We start from the raw sequence: 14282 nt of genomic DNA, 5'->3' as shown, positions 1-14282 counted from the left end.
GGCAGCCGCGTCGTCCGGGGCGCGCTTCCGGCGTGTCGCGGGAGGCAGCAGGCCACCGAACCGCGCGGGGACGGTTCCTAGGATGAACGGGTGAACGCCGACGACCCCCCGGCATCCCCGGCGCCCCCTGCTCCCCCGGCACGCCTCGATGACCGCACCGGGACCGGCCGGCACGGCCAGCCCACCGGTGCTCTGCCCGACCCGCTGGCGAGCGCGGTCGGCCTGCTGGCGTGCCCGGTGTGCGGGGAGGCGGGCCTGACGGCGACGAGCCGTCGGTCCCGGGTCGGCGGGCTCAGCTGCCCGGCCGGTCACCACTGGGACGCCAACCGGCAGGGAGTCGTCAACCTGCTCACCGGCGCGGGTACCCGGTTCACCCCGGACACCCCGGACATGGTGGCGGCACGAGACCGGTTCCTCGGGGCCGGACACTACGAACCCATCGCGGCCGCCGTGGCGACCGCCGTCCTCGACGCGTTCGACGCGCTCGACGCGCGGCCGGGCCCGGCCGCGGTGCTCGACGCCGGGGCCGGCACCGGCTACTACCTGGACGCCGTCCTGACCGCGCTCGCCGCCTCCGGCGGGTCGATGCCGGGCGCAGAAACCGACGGTGTGGGGTCGACAGAACCGGGAACCGGGCCCGGAGCCGCCCGGCATCGTGGCCCCGCCGCCGTGGCCACGGACCTCTCCCCCGTGGCCCTGCGCCGGCTGACCCGCGCGGTGCCCGCCGCGCTCCCGCTGGTCTGGGACACGTGGCGTCGGCTGCCCCTGCGCGACGCCGCGGTCGACGTCGTGCTCGCGGTGTTCGCCCCACGCAACCTCCCGGAGTTCGCCCGCGTGCTCACGGACGGCGGGGTGCTGGTGCTGGTCACGCCGCAGCCCGGTCACCTGGACCGGCTGCGGCGCCTCACCGGCATGCTCGCCGTCGATCCCGACAAGGAGGCCCGCGTGCGCGACGCCGTGCGCGGCCACTTCACCGTCGTGGCGGAGCGCGACGTCGACGTGCCGCTGCGGCTGGGCCTCGACGAGGCCGCCGACGCCGCTTTCATGGGGCCGGCCGGGCACCACCTCGGCGCGGAGGAACTGACCGCCCGGCTCTCCGGCGTCACCCCGCCGGTCGACGTGGACGCGCGGGTGACGGTGCACACGCTCCGCCCCTGGTCGGCGGACTGAGGGGCGGGATCAGTGCCCCACGTCGACGCGGAGCCCTCGGAGGAACAGGTGCACGAGCGGGCCGATGGCTGCCGCGAACAGCAGAGTGCCGATCCCGACGGTGCCGCCCAGCAGCCAACCGACGAGCAGCACCGAGATCTCGATCGAGCCGCGGACGGCCCACACCGGACTGCCCGTTCGCCGCACCAGGCCCGTGAACAGCCCGTCCCGCGGGCCGGGGCCGAGGCCCGGCCGCAGGTAGACGGCCGTCGCGAACGCCAGCAGCACGATCCCGGTCAGCAGCAGTCCCGTCCGCTGCGCCCACTGGCCGGTCGGGGCGACCACGAGCAGGGTCCCGTCCGCGGCGAGCCCGACCAGCACGGCGTTGGCCAGGGTCCCCCATCCCGGACGGACTCGCAGCGGGATCCAGCACAACAGGACGAGGGCGCTGATCAGCACGGTGGCGATCCCGAAACTGAAGCCGACCCGGCGGGACACCCCTTGCGCGAGCACGTCCCAGGGGCTCGCGCCCAGTTCCGAGCGGATCATCAAGCCGATCGCCATCCCGTAGAGCGCGAGCCCGCTCAGCAGGAGGGCCACCCGTCGTCGCTTCGCCACCCCGCCGTCCTATCACGGCCAGGCGCGCCGAGCATCGACAGCCCGGTGCGCAGGGACGGCCGCGACGACGCCGACCAGGTGCTGCTGCTGCCAGGCACCGCCGGGAGCGCCGACGAGCTGGACGGCCTGGCCGACGCGCTGGCCACCCGCTACACGGTGCTGCGACTGGACCTGCCCGGCACGGGCCGCTCGCGGGTGTGGGGGGAGTCGCTGCCCCGGCTCGACGTCGCCGGCACGGCCACGGCGATCGCCCACCACCTGCGGGACGCCGGCGCCCGGCCGCGGGCCGTCGTCGGGCACAGCGCCGGAGGGATCGTCGCCGTCGAGGTGGCCCGCGCGCTCGCCCGGCCACCCGCCGGCACGGAGCACGGCACCGGCCCCGTCCGCGGCGTCGTGCTCCTCGACACGAACCTGCCCACCGACCCCCAGGTGTGCCGGCGCAAGCAAGCCCGGGCGACCGCGCTGGCCCGGCTGCCGGACCGGGAGTTACGCGTGGCCTTCACCGCGTCCATGCGCCGCTCCTGGGGCGGCGCCGACGTCGACGGTCCGGCCTACCGCCAGGTCATGGCGGGAGTCGAAGCCGCCGGGGATCGCGTGATTCGCGAGTTCTGGCTCTCCGTCCTCGCCCTCGACTCCCTCGCCTTCTGGCGCGACCTCGAGCTGCCGGCCGTGTACGTGCACAGCGACCGGCCGGTCGCTGCGAGCGCCCTCGACCGGCTCACCCGTCTGGTCCGCTACGTGGAGGCGGGCGACCGCGCCGCCGGGCACTGGCTGCATCTGCGGGAACCGGGACTCACGAGCGGCCTCGTCCGGGACGCCCTGGCCGACCTGCTCTCCGATGACCCATTCGGTCAGCCCGACGCCACCGTATGATTGGCATCGTCCGACCGGTCCAATCTGAACCCGCCCAGCCCGATCGAACCAGAGCCCGTCCAGCCCGTCCCGAGGAGCCTGCCGATGTCCCTCGTCTACTCCGCACAGCGGCTCGAACGCGAGCTGGGCAGGTGGCGCTCCACCGGTGCCTCGCCCACGGTGTATCGAGCGCTCGCGGACCGGATCCGGCTCCTCCTCCTGGACGGCCGGTTGCCCTCGGGCACCCGGCTGCCCGCCGAACGTGAACTCGCCACCACGTTGCACGTCAGCCGCACCACGGTGACCGGGGCGTACGCGACCCTGCGCGCGGCGGGCTACCTGACCAGCGTGCGCGGGTCCGGCAGTGTCCTCTCCCTGCAGCGCACGACGCCGGAGCCGGTCCACCGCGACGGCGTGACCGCCCCGACCGCGGCGGAGAGCTTGCGGTGGGACCTCAGCCAGTCCGCTCCGCCGGCGTACGCGGGCCTGGCCGCCGCCTACCGGGAGGCCCTGGAGGCGCTGCCCGGGTACATGCCCGACGCCGGCCTGGACCTCGGTGGCCTCCCGGAGCTGCGTGCCGCCGTCGCCCGCCACTTCCAGGACCGCGGAGTCCCGACGGCACCGGACCAGGTGATGATCACCCTCGGTGCCCAGCACGGGCTCCGCCTCGTCGCCGAGCACCTGCACCTGCCCGGCGGCCGCGTGCTGATCGAACAACCGACCTACCCGCACGCCGTCGACACGTTCCGTGCCCTCAAGGCGCGCCTGCTCGCCGCGCCCGTCGACGTGAACGGCACCGACGTGGAGGCCGTCGTCGAGCTGCTGCGGGCGCGTCGACCGCCGCTGGCCTATCTGATGCCCGACTTCCAGAACCCCACCGGTAGTTCGCTCACCGACGAGGACCGCGCCCGGATCGCGCTCGCCGCCCGCAGTGCGGGCACCGTGGTCATCGCCGACGAGACGACGGCGATGCTCGACCTGGACCGCGGACCGCGCACACCCCTCGCCGCGTACGGGGAGCAGATCGTCAGCATCGGCTCGCTGTCCAAGACGGCGTGGGGCGGGATGCGGGTCGGTTGGATCCGGGGCCGCCGGGAGCTGCTGGAGAGCATCCGCCTGCAACGGCGCAGCATCGACCTCGGGACCCCGATCCTGGAACAGTTGACCGCCGCGGTCCTGCTCCGTGACGAGCGGACGATGGTGACCGCACGGATCGAGCAACTGCGCGCCCAGCGGGACGCCCTGCTCGCGGGCCTCGCGACCCGGTTCCCGGGCTGGACACTGCCGCCCGCACCGGGCGGTCTCTCCCTGTGGGTCGGACTCGGCGAGCTGTCGAGTTCCGCGTTGACGCTCGCGGCTCGCGCCGAGGCCATCACCCTGGTGCCGGGGCCCCGGTTCGGGCTCGACGGCGCCTTCGAACGCTTCATCCGCCTGCCTGCCGTGGTGCCGTTGCCCGAGATCGAGCCGGTGCTCACGGCGCTGGCCGCCGCCGCACGGCGGGTCGAGGACGAATCCCCCTCCCGGCACCGGTCTGCCGGCGCCTCCGACACCACCGTGGTGTGACTCCCGGGCCCCGGAGCGACCGGGCGGCACGCCCGGATGACCCTGCAGTGGCGAAGTTGCTGGTCACCGCGCAGAATGGAGGTATCGACGACGCCGTCGGCGCGTCGGTGTCGTTTCCCGAGTGAGGACGCGCAGATGCTCACATGGATAGCTCAGAACACCTGGGTCGTCTGGCTGGCCCTGGCCCTGATCCTGGCCCTGATCGAGATGCTCACGCTCGACCTCTTCTTCATCATGCTCTCGGGCGGGGCGCTCGCGGCCATGGCGGTCTCTCTCGTGACCGGCAACCTGGTCGTCCAGATCCTCACCTTCTGCATCGTCGCCCTGCTCCTCGTCGTGATCGTCCGGCCCGTCGCCCTGTCCCACCTCAAGCAGGGGGGAACCGGCCAGCGCACCAATGTCGACTCCCTGATCGGGGAACCGGGCGTCGTGCTGGAACCGGTCGGCGAGCACGCCGGACTGGTGAAGATCGGCGGCGACACCTGGACCGCACGCAGTGCGGACGGTACCGCGATCCCGGTCGGCAGCGCTGTGCTGGTGCACCGGATCAGCGGCGCCACCGCCATCGTCGGCCACCCCGAGAACAGGAGTAGTGCCCGATGAATGATCAGATCGGCGGCGTCGTCGTCGCCGTGCTGCTGGTGGTCGTCCTGGTGTTCGTGATCACCGTCCTGGTGCGGTCGATCCGGATCATCCCCCAGGCCCGAGCCGGCGTGGTCGAACGGCTCGGGAAGTACCAGCGGACCCTCCAGCCGGGCCTGAGCCTGCTGATCCCCTTCGTCGACCGGCTGCTGCCGATGATCGACCTGCGCGAGCAGGTCGTCTCCTTCCCGCCGCAGCCGGTGATCACCGAGGACAACCTCGTGGTCTCCATCGACACCGTGGTCTACTTCCAGGTCACCGACCCGCGAGCGGCCACCTACGAGATCGCCAACTACATCCAGGCGGTCGAGCAGTTGACCACCACGACGCTGCGCAACGTCGTCGGCGGCCTGAACCTGGAGGAGGCGCTCACCTCCCGCGACCAGATCAACGGCCAGCTCCGCGGGGTCCTCGACGAGGCGACCGGACGCTGGGGCATCCGCGTCTCCCGGGTCGAGCTGAAGGCGATCGAGCCGCCCCTGTCCATCCAGGACTCCATGGAGAAGCAGATGCGGGCCGAGCGGGACCGGCGCGCGGCGATCCTCACCGCCGAGGGCACCAAGCAGTCGCAGATCCTCACCGCGGAGGGGCAGCGACAGGCGGCGATCCTGCAGGCCGAGGGCGAGGCGAAGGCCGCCATCCTGCGCGCCGACGGCGAGTCGCAGGCCATCCAGAAGGTCTTCGACGCCATCCACCGCGGCGACGCGGACCAGAAGCTCCTCGCCTACCAGTACCTGCAGACCCTGCCGAAGCTCGCCGAGGGCAGCTCCAACAAACTGTGGATCATCCCGTCCGAGGTCGGGGAGGCCCTCAAGGGCATCGGCTCGGCCATGGGCGGCGACGGTGCCTCCCTGTTCGGCCCCCCGCGTGCCGGCGGTTCGACGGCCGCCGGACACGGCAACGGCTCCGGGAACGGGACGGCACCCGTGCCACCCGCGCCCGCGGACTCCGCCCAGAGCCCTGACCCGGGCCGGCCGTAGCCGTCCGCCGGGTATACTGAGCGGTTGGCCCGTGGGAACAAATCGACGCCCTGGTGCGTTCCCAGAGCTGGAGCGCACCGACCCCTCTGCGCCCCGGCGACGGGGATCCCGCCGCGGAGGAACGAACGGGCGCACGCGATGATTTCGGAGGATGGAACATGAGTGACCGCAGTCTGCGCGGCATGCGTCTGGGTTCGCAGAGCATGGAGACCGAGGCCGGCGTGGAGCCGGCGCCCCGGCAGCGCGTCGAGTACCGGTGCCAGGACGGCGAGCGGGTCTTCGTGACCTTCGCCGCCGAGGCGGAGATCCCGGCGACCTGGATCTCCAAGACGGGCAAGGAAGCACTGCTCGTGGACGGCGAGAAGCCGGCGCAGGGCAACGAGAAGCCCGTCCGTACGCACTGGGACATGCTCCTGGAGCGGCGCAGCGTCGAGGAACTGGATCAGATCCTCACCGACCGGCTGAACCTGCTGCGCGAACGGCGCGGTGAGAAGACGTCCGCCTGAGCGGACAGCATTTCGGACCGTGCCTGCGAGCCGTCAGCGCCCGATGGACGTGGCGATGTTCCGCAGCACCCGGCCACGGGCGGTCAGACCCCACACGGTGACCCGCTCCATGGCCTCGAGCACGATGGCGCCGCTCATCTTGGAGTCCCCGGCCACCCGTTCGATGAAGGTGATCGGCACCTCGACGATCCGCAGGCCGGCCAGGTGGGTCCGCCACAACAGGTCTACCTGGAACACGTACCCGGCGGACTGCACGGACGTGTAGTCGATCCGGCGCAGCGTCGCGGCGCGGAAGGCCTTGAAGCCGGCCGTGGCGTCCCGGTACGGCAGGCCGAGCATGGTGCGGACGTAGAAGCTGCCGCCCCGGGAGATCACCTTGCGCTGCAGCGGCCAGTTGACCACGGAGCCGCCGGGCACCCAGCGGGACCCCACGGCCAGGTCCGCTCCGTCCTCGACCGCCGCGAGCAACCGGGGCAGGTCCTCAGGCCGATGGGAGCCGTCGGCGTCCATCTCCACCAACACCTCGTAGTCCCGCTCCAGACCCCAGGCGAACCCGGCCCGGTACGCGGCGCCGAGGCCCTCCTTGTCCCTCCGGTGCAGTACGTGCACCTGACCGTCCTCAGCGGCGAATCCGTCCGCCAGTAGGCCGGTCCCGTCCGGGCTGTTGTCGTCGACGATGAGCACATCCGCGTCCGGCACGGCGGCACGCAGCCGGGAGAGCGTCGTCGGCAGCGACTGCTTCTCGTCGTAGGTCGGGATGATCGTCAGTACGCGCACGGGCAGTCCTACCTGCCCCAGGGCCACGGGGCCGGGGCTCGTCGAGGAAAGGTCGGTCCCGCCGCGGATCGGGCGGGACCATTCAGAATATACGAGATCAACGGGCGCGCCGGCCCGCGGTGAGCTCCGGCCGGCACCAGAGGGGCAGACCCCGACGCCTTCGGGCCGGGCCCCCGTCGACGTCCGCTCTCGGAGGGCCTGTTTTCTGCTGGCGCCGGGATCTGCCGTGGTGCCGGGAGGCGGTGAACGGTGCGTGGCGCGTCCGCCTGCCGACGGTGGCCGCCGCTCAGGGCAGCCCTGTGCATCGATGTTACGGGTTGGCAACGCCCTGTCAATCCGGCGTCGACGTGCGACGATGCGCGATGTCACTGGTCAGCAGCCGAAGGTCACGGCCCGTTGCATGCTGCCACTTCTGGCTCCGGTGGCGACCCACGGCGTGTCGTCGGGCGTGTCGTCGGGGTGTGCCCCGAGTGTGTCACAGGACGATGACCGGCGTCCGCCGGGGACCGTTCGAGCGTGCGCGAGCACGGCGCCCGTCACCGGGTTGCGGTGACCTCATCCAGGGTGCCGTCGTCATGGAGCACGAGCCCGTCCCGCGCCGTGCGCAGGCACCGCGGGTCGGTCTCCTGGTCCAGCGCCGGCAGCAACGGCGTGCGTGCCCGCGGGTCGGTGCTCCAGGCGGCGACCGTGCTGTCCGGGGTCTGGACCATCAGCTCGGTGGCCTCCCAGACGGCGTAACTCGCCGGGGCGCCGGGCACCAGTTGGCCGAGCAGCGGATGGGCAGCACGCGCCGCTCGCCAGCCGCCCCGACTGAGGGCGAGGAACGCGGCGCGAGCGGAGAGCCGTTGCGCCGGGTCCGGGTGCTGCACACAGGCGCGCACGAGGCTCCACGGCGGTGCGGCGGGACCGCTGGTCCAACCGGCGCTGCCGAGGACGAGCGGGACGCCGTCGGCCGCGAGAGCGGCCAGCGGCGTGCGCAGAGGGGAACCGGATGACGGGGTGACCAGCACGGTCACGCCGTGGCGGGCCAGCAGCAGCCGGTCCTCCGCGTCGAGGTCGGCGGACATGGCCAGGTGCACGCCGGCGGTGCGCAGGGGTGCACCGGCAGCTGCGGCGGCCGGCAGGACGTGCCGCAGCGTGTCCAGTTCGGCAGCCGAGTGGACCGGCCACCCGGCGGACAGGCCCGCCCCCGCCGCGGCGGCCAGGTGCGCGGTGAGTGCGGTGGCGTCGGTGCGGTCGGCCTCGTCCGGTTCGACCCCTGCCAGGTGCGGCCCCAGCGCGTCCCGCAGGTAGCCCACGCCTTCGGCATCCTGCACGGTCCGCCGGGCCCACAGCCTCGCCTCGGGCAGCCCGGCGGCGGGGTTCTCCGCTGCGGCGGCGAGCGCCCGCAGCTGCCCGGCCGCCCGGACTCCGCTCACGTCCGGTTGCGCACCGCGACCGGTCGCGTGCTCCGCGGCGGGTTCGGCGGCTTCGGCGGCGCCGGCGTGGGCAGCACTGCCGTGGGCAGCACTGCCGTGAACGGTGACGGCGACGTAGCCGGCGGCGACCACGGCGGCCCACGATTGCCCCGTGTCGGTCCGATCCGGCGACACGGTCAGGGCGGAGTCGTAGAGGCCGGGCGTGATCAGGGCACCCGCCAGGTCGATGACGGTGACGTCGCCCCCGGCCATCCCGTCGGCGGCCTCCTCGGAACCGAGCCAGGCGACCGTCTGCCCGTCGATCAGCAGGGCGGTGGCGAACGGGTCGTGGGTCGAGTAGACGGCGCCGTTGCGGTACAGCGTGCGGGTCACGCGGCCACCGCCGAGTAGGCGACGACGCCGCGGCGGACAAGGTCGATGGCGGAGCGCAGTCGATTGCGCAGTCGAGGGGTGATCTCCGGCACGCCGGCCAGCTGGTCCAGCAGGTCGATCACCTGTTTGGACCACCGCACGAAGTCGCCCGCCGCCAGGTCGGTGCCGCGCAGCGCCTCCTGCAGACTGCGGCCACGTGCCCAGGCGATCATCGGCCGGACCAGGCCGAGTTCCGGTTCGCCGGTCTCGGGCAGGCCTGCGGCTTCCTCGGCGTCGGTCAGTTCCGACCAGCGGCGGACGACGGCGCGGACCGCCCCCTCCAGGGCGGGCGTCGGCATGGTGGGGCGCACTCCTCGTTCCTCCCGTTTGGCCTGGTACACCAGGACGCTGGCGAGACCGGCCAGCTCTTCCGGGTCCAGGCCGTCGAGAACGCCGTCGCCCAGGCAGAGGGCGATGAGCAGGTCCTTCTCCCCGTAGATGCGGCGGAGGCGGCTCCCGTCGGCGGTGATCCGCAGCGGCCCGGGGGTGCGGCTGCCGTCGGGAGCCGGGTCGGTGCCGTCGCGCAGCAGGTCGCCGACGTACCGGCTGGCCTCCGGGTCCTCGTCGGACATCACGTCCTCGAGGGGGACGGTGGTGAGGTACCCGTATCCGCGCAACACGTCGCACACGGTGTCGAAGGTGCGGGCGATGGTGTTGGTCCGACCCTGGATCTGCCGCTTCAGGCCCTCCGTCTCCCGGTTGAGACGGTGCCATCGTTCGGCCCAGCGGGCGTGCTGCTCGCGGTCGCTGCACCCGTGGCACGGGTGGGTGCGCACCTGTCGTCGCAGTTCGGTGATCCGTGCTTCGTGCCGGTCGCGCGCACCACCACCGGAACCATCCGGAGCTCCGTCGGCGGCCCCCTGAGGGCGGCGACCGCTCTCGAGCCGCCCCTCGTGCAGGGCGTTGCGCAGTGAGGACGCCAGGTCCCGACGCTCGCGCGGGTTCTTCGCGTCGAAGTGCTTCGGGATACGCACCGAACCGGCCGCGCGCACCTCGCCCTGCAGGTCCTGGGCCGTGATCCGGCGGACCTGATGTCCGAGCGTGAGGACCGTGGTGCGCGGCTCGTACCCGTTGGTGTCCGTGCGGATCACGAGCACGAACCCTGCGCTGCGGCCGGTGGGGACCTGGATCACGTCGCCGGGTCGCAACCGGTCCAGGGAGGACATCGCCGCGTCCCGGGCGCGGCGGCTGCGGTTCGAAGCCGCCCGCTGCTCCGCGTCGGTGAGCTCGCGACGCAGTCGCGCGTACTCGGCGAAATCACCGAGATGACACCGCATCGACGTCGCGTAACCGGCGAGGGACTCCTCCCGGCTGCGGATCTGCCGGGCGAGGCCAACCACCGAACGGTCCGCCTGGAACTGCGCGAACGAGGACTCGAGGATCTCGCGGGCCGCATCCCGACCGAACTGGGCGATCAGATTGATGCTCATGTTGTAGGTGGGCCGGAAGCTCGAGTTCAGGGGGTAGGTACGGCGGGAGGCCAGGCCGGCGACGGCGGACGGGTCCGTTCCCGGTTGCCACAGCACCACCGCGTGCCCCTCGACGTCGATGCCGCGGCGACCCGCCCGGCCGGTCAGTTGGGTGTACTCCCCCGCGGTGACGGGCACGTGCGCTTCACCGTTGAACTTGTCCAGCTTCTCCAGCACCACCGACCGGGCCGGCATGTTGATGCCGAGGGCCAGCGTCTCGGTCGCGAACACGACCTTGACGACGCCGGCGCCGAACAGGCGCTCGACCACCTCCTTGAACGGCGGGAGCATCCCGGCGTGGTGGACGGCGATCCCGCGCAGCAGCCCGTCGCGCCAGGTCCAGAAGCCGAGCACCTCCAGGTCCTCCGGGGAGAGCTCGCTGACCGCCTCGTCCAGCTCGGCACGGATCACTCGCTGCTCCGCTCGGGTGGTCAGCCACAGGTCGGTGTCCACGCACTGACGGACGGCGGCGTCGCAGCCGGCGCGGGAGAAGATGAACACGATCGCCGGCAGCAGCGCCTCCCGGTCCAGCTGCCGGATCATCGCCGGTCGGGAGACCCGGCGGACGGACTCCCGCACCGGTGGGCGGTCGGGCCGCCGACCGCGGCCCCGGTGCGCCTGCCGTGGCACCCGGCTCTCCGCCCGGGCCAGCCGGTTCAGTTCGGGGTTGACCGTGATGCCGCTCTGCTGCTGCTCCGCCCGGATCGCAGCGGCGCGGGCGCGCTGTTCCTGGTGGCGCAGTTGCTCGCTGCGGCGCCGGTCCTTGGCCCGGCTCGGCCGACCGCCGGACCGAGGCCGGTCGTCGTCGTCCGACCGCGCCGCCGGCTCGTCGCTCCGCCCCCCGGGACCCCGCCGATCAGCCGGTGCAGCGACCGCTGAAGCTGCCGCCGGATCGCCCGCTGACGCGGGAACAGCGGCGGCGTCGAAGCTGGTCGGCGTGGCGAACAGGTCGACGATCCGCTCGCCCACCATCACGTGCTGCCACAGCGGGACCGGCCGATGCTCGGAGACGATGACGTCGGTCTCGCCCCGGACGGTGTCCAGCCAGGCACCGAACTCCTCGGCGTTGGAGACGGTCGCGCTCAACGAGACGAGCCGGACGCTGTCCGGCAGGTGGATGATGACTTCCTCCCACACCGCCCCACGGAACCGGTCCGCGAGATAGTGCACCTCGTCCATCACCACGTAGCCCAGGCCCGTGAGCGTCGAGGACGAGGCGTAGAGCATGTTCCGCAGCACCTCGGTGGTCATCACCACCACATCGGCTTCCGGGTTGATGCTGGTGTCCCCGGTGAGCAGGCCGACCCGGTCGGACCCGTGCACGGCGGTCAACTCCTGGTACTTCTGATTGCTCAGCGCCTTGATCGGGGTGGTGTAGAACGCCTTCAGCCCGTCGGCCAGGGCCAGATGGATGGCGAACTCCCCGACCACGGTCTTGCCGGCACCCGTCGGGGCCGCCACGAGCACCCCGTGACCGGCCTCGAGACATCGGCACGCCTGCCGCTGGAACTCGTCCAGGGAAAAGGACTGGGTCCGCTCGAAAGCGGCGAGCCTGGTCTTGGCGTACTGATTCCGTTCCCGGGCAGCCGCGTACCGTTCGGACGGCGAGGACATGCTTTCAGCCTACAAGCGTCACGGCACCGTGCCAGCACGGGCGCAGCGCGCCGTCGTACCGCCGGCCGGGCCGCTCAGAGTTCGCCGAGCCGCTCGCGGGGTGTGCCGGTGTCCGCGTCCAGGTCGATGGTGTCCGACCGCCGCGCGTCCCTGCGGTCCCGCCTCCGGTCCAGGATCAGGCACAGGACGATGGCGAGGAAGTAGAGCAGGACCAGGGGCAGCGCCAGGTAGAACATGGACAGGGCGTCCGCGCCGGGCGCCGCCATCGCGGCGAGCACGAAGATCCCGAACACGGTGATGCGCCAGGCCTTGAGGATCTGCCGACCGCGCAGGATGCGCAACATGTTCAGGCCGACGAGCAGCACCGGCAGCACGAAAGCGACCCCGAAGACGAGGATCATCCGCATCACGAAGACGAGATAGTCCTGGGCCCGGATGATGTTGCTGGTCGAGCCGGGTGGGGTGAACTGCGTCAACACGGTCACCACCCCGGGCAGCGCCGTCCACGCCATCAGGGCCCCGAGGACGAACAGGGGCACGGCCGCGGACAGGAAGCCCACCGCGTACCGTCGTTCGGCGCGGGTCAGGCCCGGGGTGACGAACGCCCAGATCTCGTAGAGCCAAACCGGACAGGTGATCAGGATGCCGATGAAGATGGCGCCCTGGAACTGCATGTCCAGGGACGAGGCCACACCCTCGAAGTTGATCAGGGCGGTACGCCCGTCACGCTGGGCGATGTCGTGGATCGGTTGTTGCAACAGCTCGAAGGCGGGCTGGTAGAGGAACCACCCGGCGACCGCTCCCAGCAGCACCGCGACGAGGCAGATGATCAGCCGGTTGCGCGCCTCTCGCAGGTGATCGCGCAGGGCCATCCGGCCCTCGGGGTTGGACCGACGGCGGGACCGAGGGGTCACGGTCGGGGCCACCGTGGGTCAGTAGGTGCCGGAGCCGCCGGTGCCGCTGGCCGGTCCCTGCGGGTCACGGATCGGGTCGCGCTGCGGGCTCACCGGCGGAACACCGCCGGAACTGGTGGCGCCCGACGGCGGTGGGGTGAGCTGCTGGCCGGCCTCGGCCGAGGGGCGGGTGGCCGAGGGTCGGTTGGCCGACGCCTGCGTCGCGTCGTCGTCCTTCATCTGCTTGACCTCGGACTTGAAGATCCGCATCGACTGGCCCAAACTCCGGGCCATGCCGGGCAGCTTGGGGGCGCCGAACAGCAGCAGGGCGGCCACGACCAGGATGATGATGAGCCACGGGTTTTCGAAGATGCGCACGGGTGGGGATCCTTTCCTCGGTCACCATGCTATGCCAGTTCACGGCTCACGACGGCGCCATCGTCCGCCTCGTTCGGAGCCGCCGCGGACCCGTCCGGGGCGGACCCGGGTGCGATGGACACCGTCGCGGCCGCACGTCCGACCTCGCGCAACAACGCCAGACCCGAGCGGAACACCCGCCAGCAGACCAGGACCAGACCCACGACGGAGGCCAGCAGCAGGCTTCCCCAGAGCAGGACCCAGAACCACCACGGCACGCTCGCCAGTGTAGGGGAACCGGCCCGATCTGAGTTGCTCGCTCGGCCCCTCGATGCCGTTGACGAGCTCGGGACGGAGTGCATCGGTTCAACCGGCCGACAGGGCGGCGACCGGTTCGCTGCCGGCGGGATCAGCGGCATCGGCGGGATCAGCGGCATCGGCGGGATCAGCGGCATCGGCGGGATCAGCGACGCTCACCGTCCCGGGCAGGCCGGCCATCCCGCCCCGTTCAACTATCCCGGCGGTCGGCCCGGCCCTCTCTCTGGTCCCGGCCGATACCGGGGTCGCGGTCGTCCGGGTCAGCCCGGACGTCCCAGCCCGCTCCAACGTCCTGGCCGAACCTGTCGTGCCGGTCGCGGTGGTCGGCCTGGCCGTGTTGACGTTGCCGGTGCCGGGTGCCGGGGGTGCGGTGGAGGTGTAGGTGTGTCCGGTGGGGGTGGTGGTCACCACCGTGTGGCGTGGCCCGTCGACCGGGACGGCACTCCAGCCGGGGGCTTCCTTGGCGTGGTTGCACCGTTCGCACAGGCCCTGCCCGTTCACCTCGCTGGTGACCCCACCGGCGGCGTGGGCGTGCACGTGGTCCACGTGCCGGATCGGCGCGTCTGAGGTGAGGGATTGATTCCGGACCACGAACCCCAAGGTAGGATTTCTTGGGAGATGGGAAGGGAATTGATGGCTCCGAGGAAGTTCAGTGAGGAGTTCAAGGTCGAGGCCGTTCGTGCGGTCATCGAGTCCTCGCGCACGATCGCCGATG

At 72.2% G+C, this 14282-nt stretch carries 14 protein-coding genes; 6 read left to right on the top strand and 8 right to left on the bottom strand.

What is annotated here, in order from left to right; all coding sequences use genetic code 11:
- The first annotated feature begins 90 nt into the window (after window positions 1-90).
- A complete protein-coding gene (locus tag BKD30_RS02245) occupies window positions 91-1170 on the top strand; it encodes a class I SAM-dependent methyltransferase (protein WP_235861338.1) in 1080 nt (359 codons plus the stop codon).
- A 9-nt stretch (window positions 1171-1179) separates the two neighbouring features.
- Here BKD30_RS02245 and yczE read toward each other — a convergent pair whose 3' ends face one another.
- A complete protein-coding gene (gene yczE / locus BKD30_RS15740; RefSeq protein ID WP_076701408.1) occupies window positions 1180-1767 on the bottom strand; it encodes a membrane protein YczE in 588 nt (195 codons plus the stop codon).
- Between the two features lie 45 nt (window positions 1768-1812).
- Here yczE and BKD30_RS15495 point away from each other — a divergent pair, with 45 nt between their 5' ends.
- The 5 genes from BKD30_RS15495 to BKD30_RS02215 all read left to right on the top strand — a co-directional run bounded on the left by BKD30_RS15495 (window position 1813) and on the right by BKD30_RS02215 (window position 6310).
- Entirely contained in the window at window positions 1813-2640 is an 828-nt protein-coding gene (locus BKD30_RS15495) for an alpha/beta fold hydrolase (protein ID WP_076701406.1), read from the top strand.
- Window positions 2641-2724: 84 nt separating this feature from the next.
- Complete coding sequence (gene yczR / locus BKD30_RS02230) at window positions 2725-4182, top strand: MocR-like transcription factor YczR (RefSeq protein WP_076701403.1); 1458 nt, start codon at window positions 2725-2727, stop codon at window positions 4180-4182.
- Window positions 4183-4317: 135 nt separating this feature from the next.
- Window positions 4318-4785, top strand: coding sequence for an NfeD family protein (locus BKD30_RS02225; RefSeq protein ID WP_076701401.1), 468 nt, complete (start codon window positions 4318-4320; stop codon window positions 4783-4785).
- Window positions 4782-5804 (top strand): SPFH domain-containing protein, encoded by a 1023-nt coding sequence (locus BKD30_RS02220; protein ID WP_083955936.1) that lies wholly within the window; start codon window positions 4782-4784, stop codon window positions 5802-5804. The genes BKD30_RS02225 and BKD30_RS02220 overlap by 4 nt, the downstream gene beginning before the upstream one ends.
- 158 nt (window positions 5805-5962) lie before the next feature.
- Window positions 5963-6310: an RNA polymerase-binding protein RbpA gene (locus BKD30_RS02215; RefSeq protein ID WP_076701398.1), complete on the top strand. Its 348-nt coding sequence runs from the start codon at window positions 5963-5965 to the stop codon at window positions 6308-6310.
- 33 nt (window positions 6311-6343) lie between these two features.
- On the opposite strand, the gene BKD30_RS02210 is transcribed toward BKD30_RS02215, so the two are convergent.
- From BKD30_RS02210 to BKD30_RS16320, 7 genes are all read right to left on the bottom strand, one after another.
- On the bottom strand, window positions 6344-7087 hold the full coding sequence (locus tag BKD30_RS02210; protein ID WP_076701451.1) for a polyprenol monophosphomannose synthase: 744 nt from the start codon (window positions 7085-7087) through the stop codon (window positions 6344-6346).
- 536 nt (window positions 7088-7623) lie between these two features.
- A complete protein-coding gene (locus tag BKD30_RS02205) occupies window positions 7624-8877 on the bottom strand; it encodes a hypothetical protein (protein ID WP_076701396.1) in 1254 nt (417 codons plus the stop codon).
- On the bottom strand, window positions 8874-11999 hold the full coding sequence (locus BKD30_RS02200) for a DEAD/DEAH box helicase (protein ID WP_076701393.1): 3126 nt from the start codon (window positions 11997-11999) through the stop codon (window positions 8874-8876). The genes BKD30_RS02205 and BKD30_RS02200 overlap by 4 nt, the downstream gene beginning before the upstream one ends.
- A gap of 74 nt (window positions 12000-12073) precedes the next feature.
- Window positions 12074-12925 (bottom strand): twin-arginine translocase subunit TatC, encoded by an 852-nt coding sequence (gene tatC, locus BKD30_RS02195; RefSeq protein WP_328586886.1) that lies wholly within the window; start codon window positions 12923-12925, stop codon window positions 12074-12076.
- Window positions 12926-12931: 6 nt separating this feature from the next.
- Window positions 12932-13270 carry a Sec-independent protein translocase subunit TatA gene (gene tatA / locus BKD30_RS02190; protein WP_076701388.1) on the bottom strand — a complete coding sequence of 113 codons (339 nt, stop codon included), beginning with the start codon at window positions 13268-13270 and terminating at the stop codon, window positions 12932-12934.
- A 29-nt stretch (window positions 13271-13299) separates the two neighbouring features.
- Entirely contained in the window at window positions 13300-13527 is a 228-nt protein-coding gene (locus tag BKD30_RS02185; protein ID WP_076701386.1) for a hypothetical protein, read from the bottom strand.
- An 88-nt stretch (window positions 13528-13615) separates the two neighbouring features.
- A complete protein-coding gene (locus BKD30_RS16320; RefSeq protein WP_408033347.1) occupies window positions 13616-14158 on the bottom strand; it encodes an HNH endonuclease in 543 nt (180 codons plus the stop codon).
- Window positions 14159-14282 lie beyond the last annotated feature (124 nt).

The organism is Tersicoccus phoenicis (assembly GCF_001968835.1).
Lineage (GTDB): Bacteria > Actinomycetota > Actinomycetes > Actinomycetales > Micrococcaceae > Tersicoccus > Tersicoccus phoenicis.
Note: the sequence above shows the minus strand (reverse complement) of the source record. Positions and strands in the feature narration are given on the sequence as shown.

What these genes read in the sequence shown, in the direction of transcription:
- BKD30_RS02225 (WP_076701401.1), top strand. Translation starts at nt 4,318, where the DNA reads ATGCTCACATGGATAGCTCAGAACACCTGGGTCGTCTGGCTGGCCCTG.
- yczR (WP_076701403.1), top strand. Translation starts at nt 2,725, where the DNA reads ATGTCCCTCGTCTACTCCGCACAGCGGCTCGAACGCGAGCTGGGCAGG.
- BKD30_RS02220 (WP_083955936.1), top strand. Translation starts at nt 4,782, where the DNA reads ATGAATGATCAGATCGGCGGCGTCGTCGTCGCCGTGCTGCTGGTGGTC.
- BKD30_RS02215 (WP_076701398.1), top strand. Translation starts at nt 5,963, where the DNA reads ATGAGTGACCGCAGTCTGCGCGGCATGCGTCTGGGTTCGCAGAGCATG.
- BKD30_RS02200 (WP_076701393.1), bottom strand. Translation starts at nt 11,999, where the DNA reads ATGTCCTCGCCGTCCGAACGGTACGCGGCTGCCCGGGAACGGAATCAG.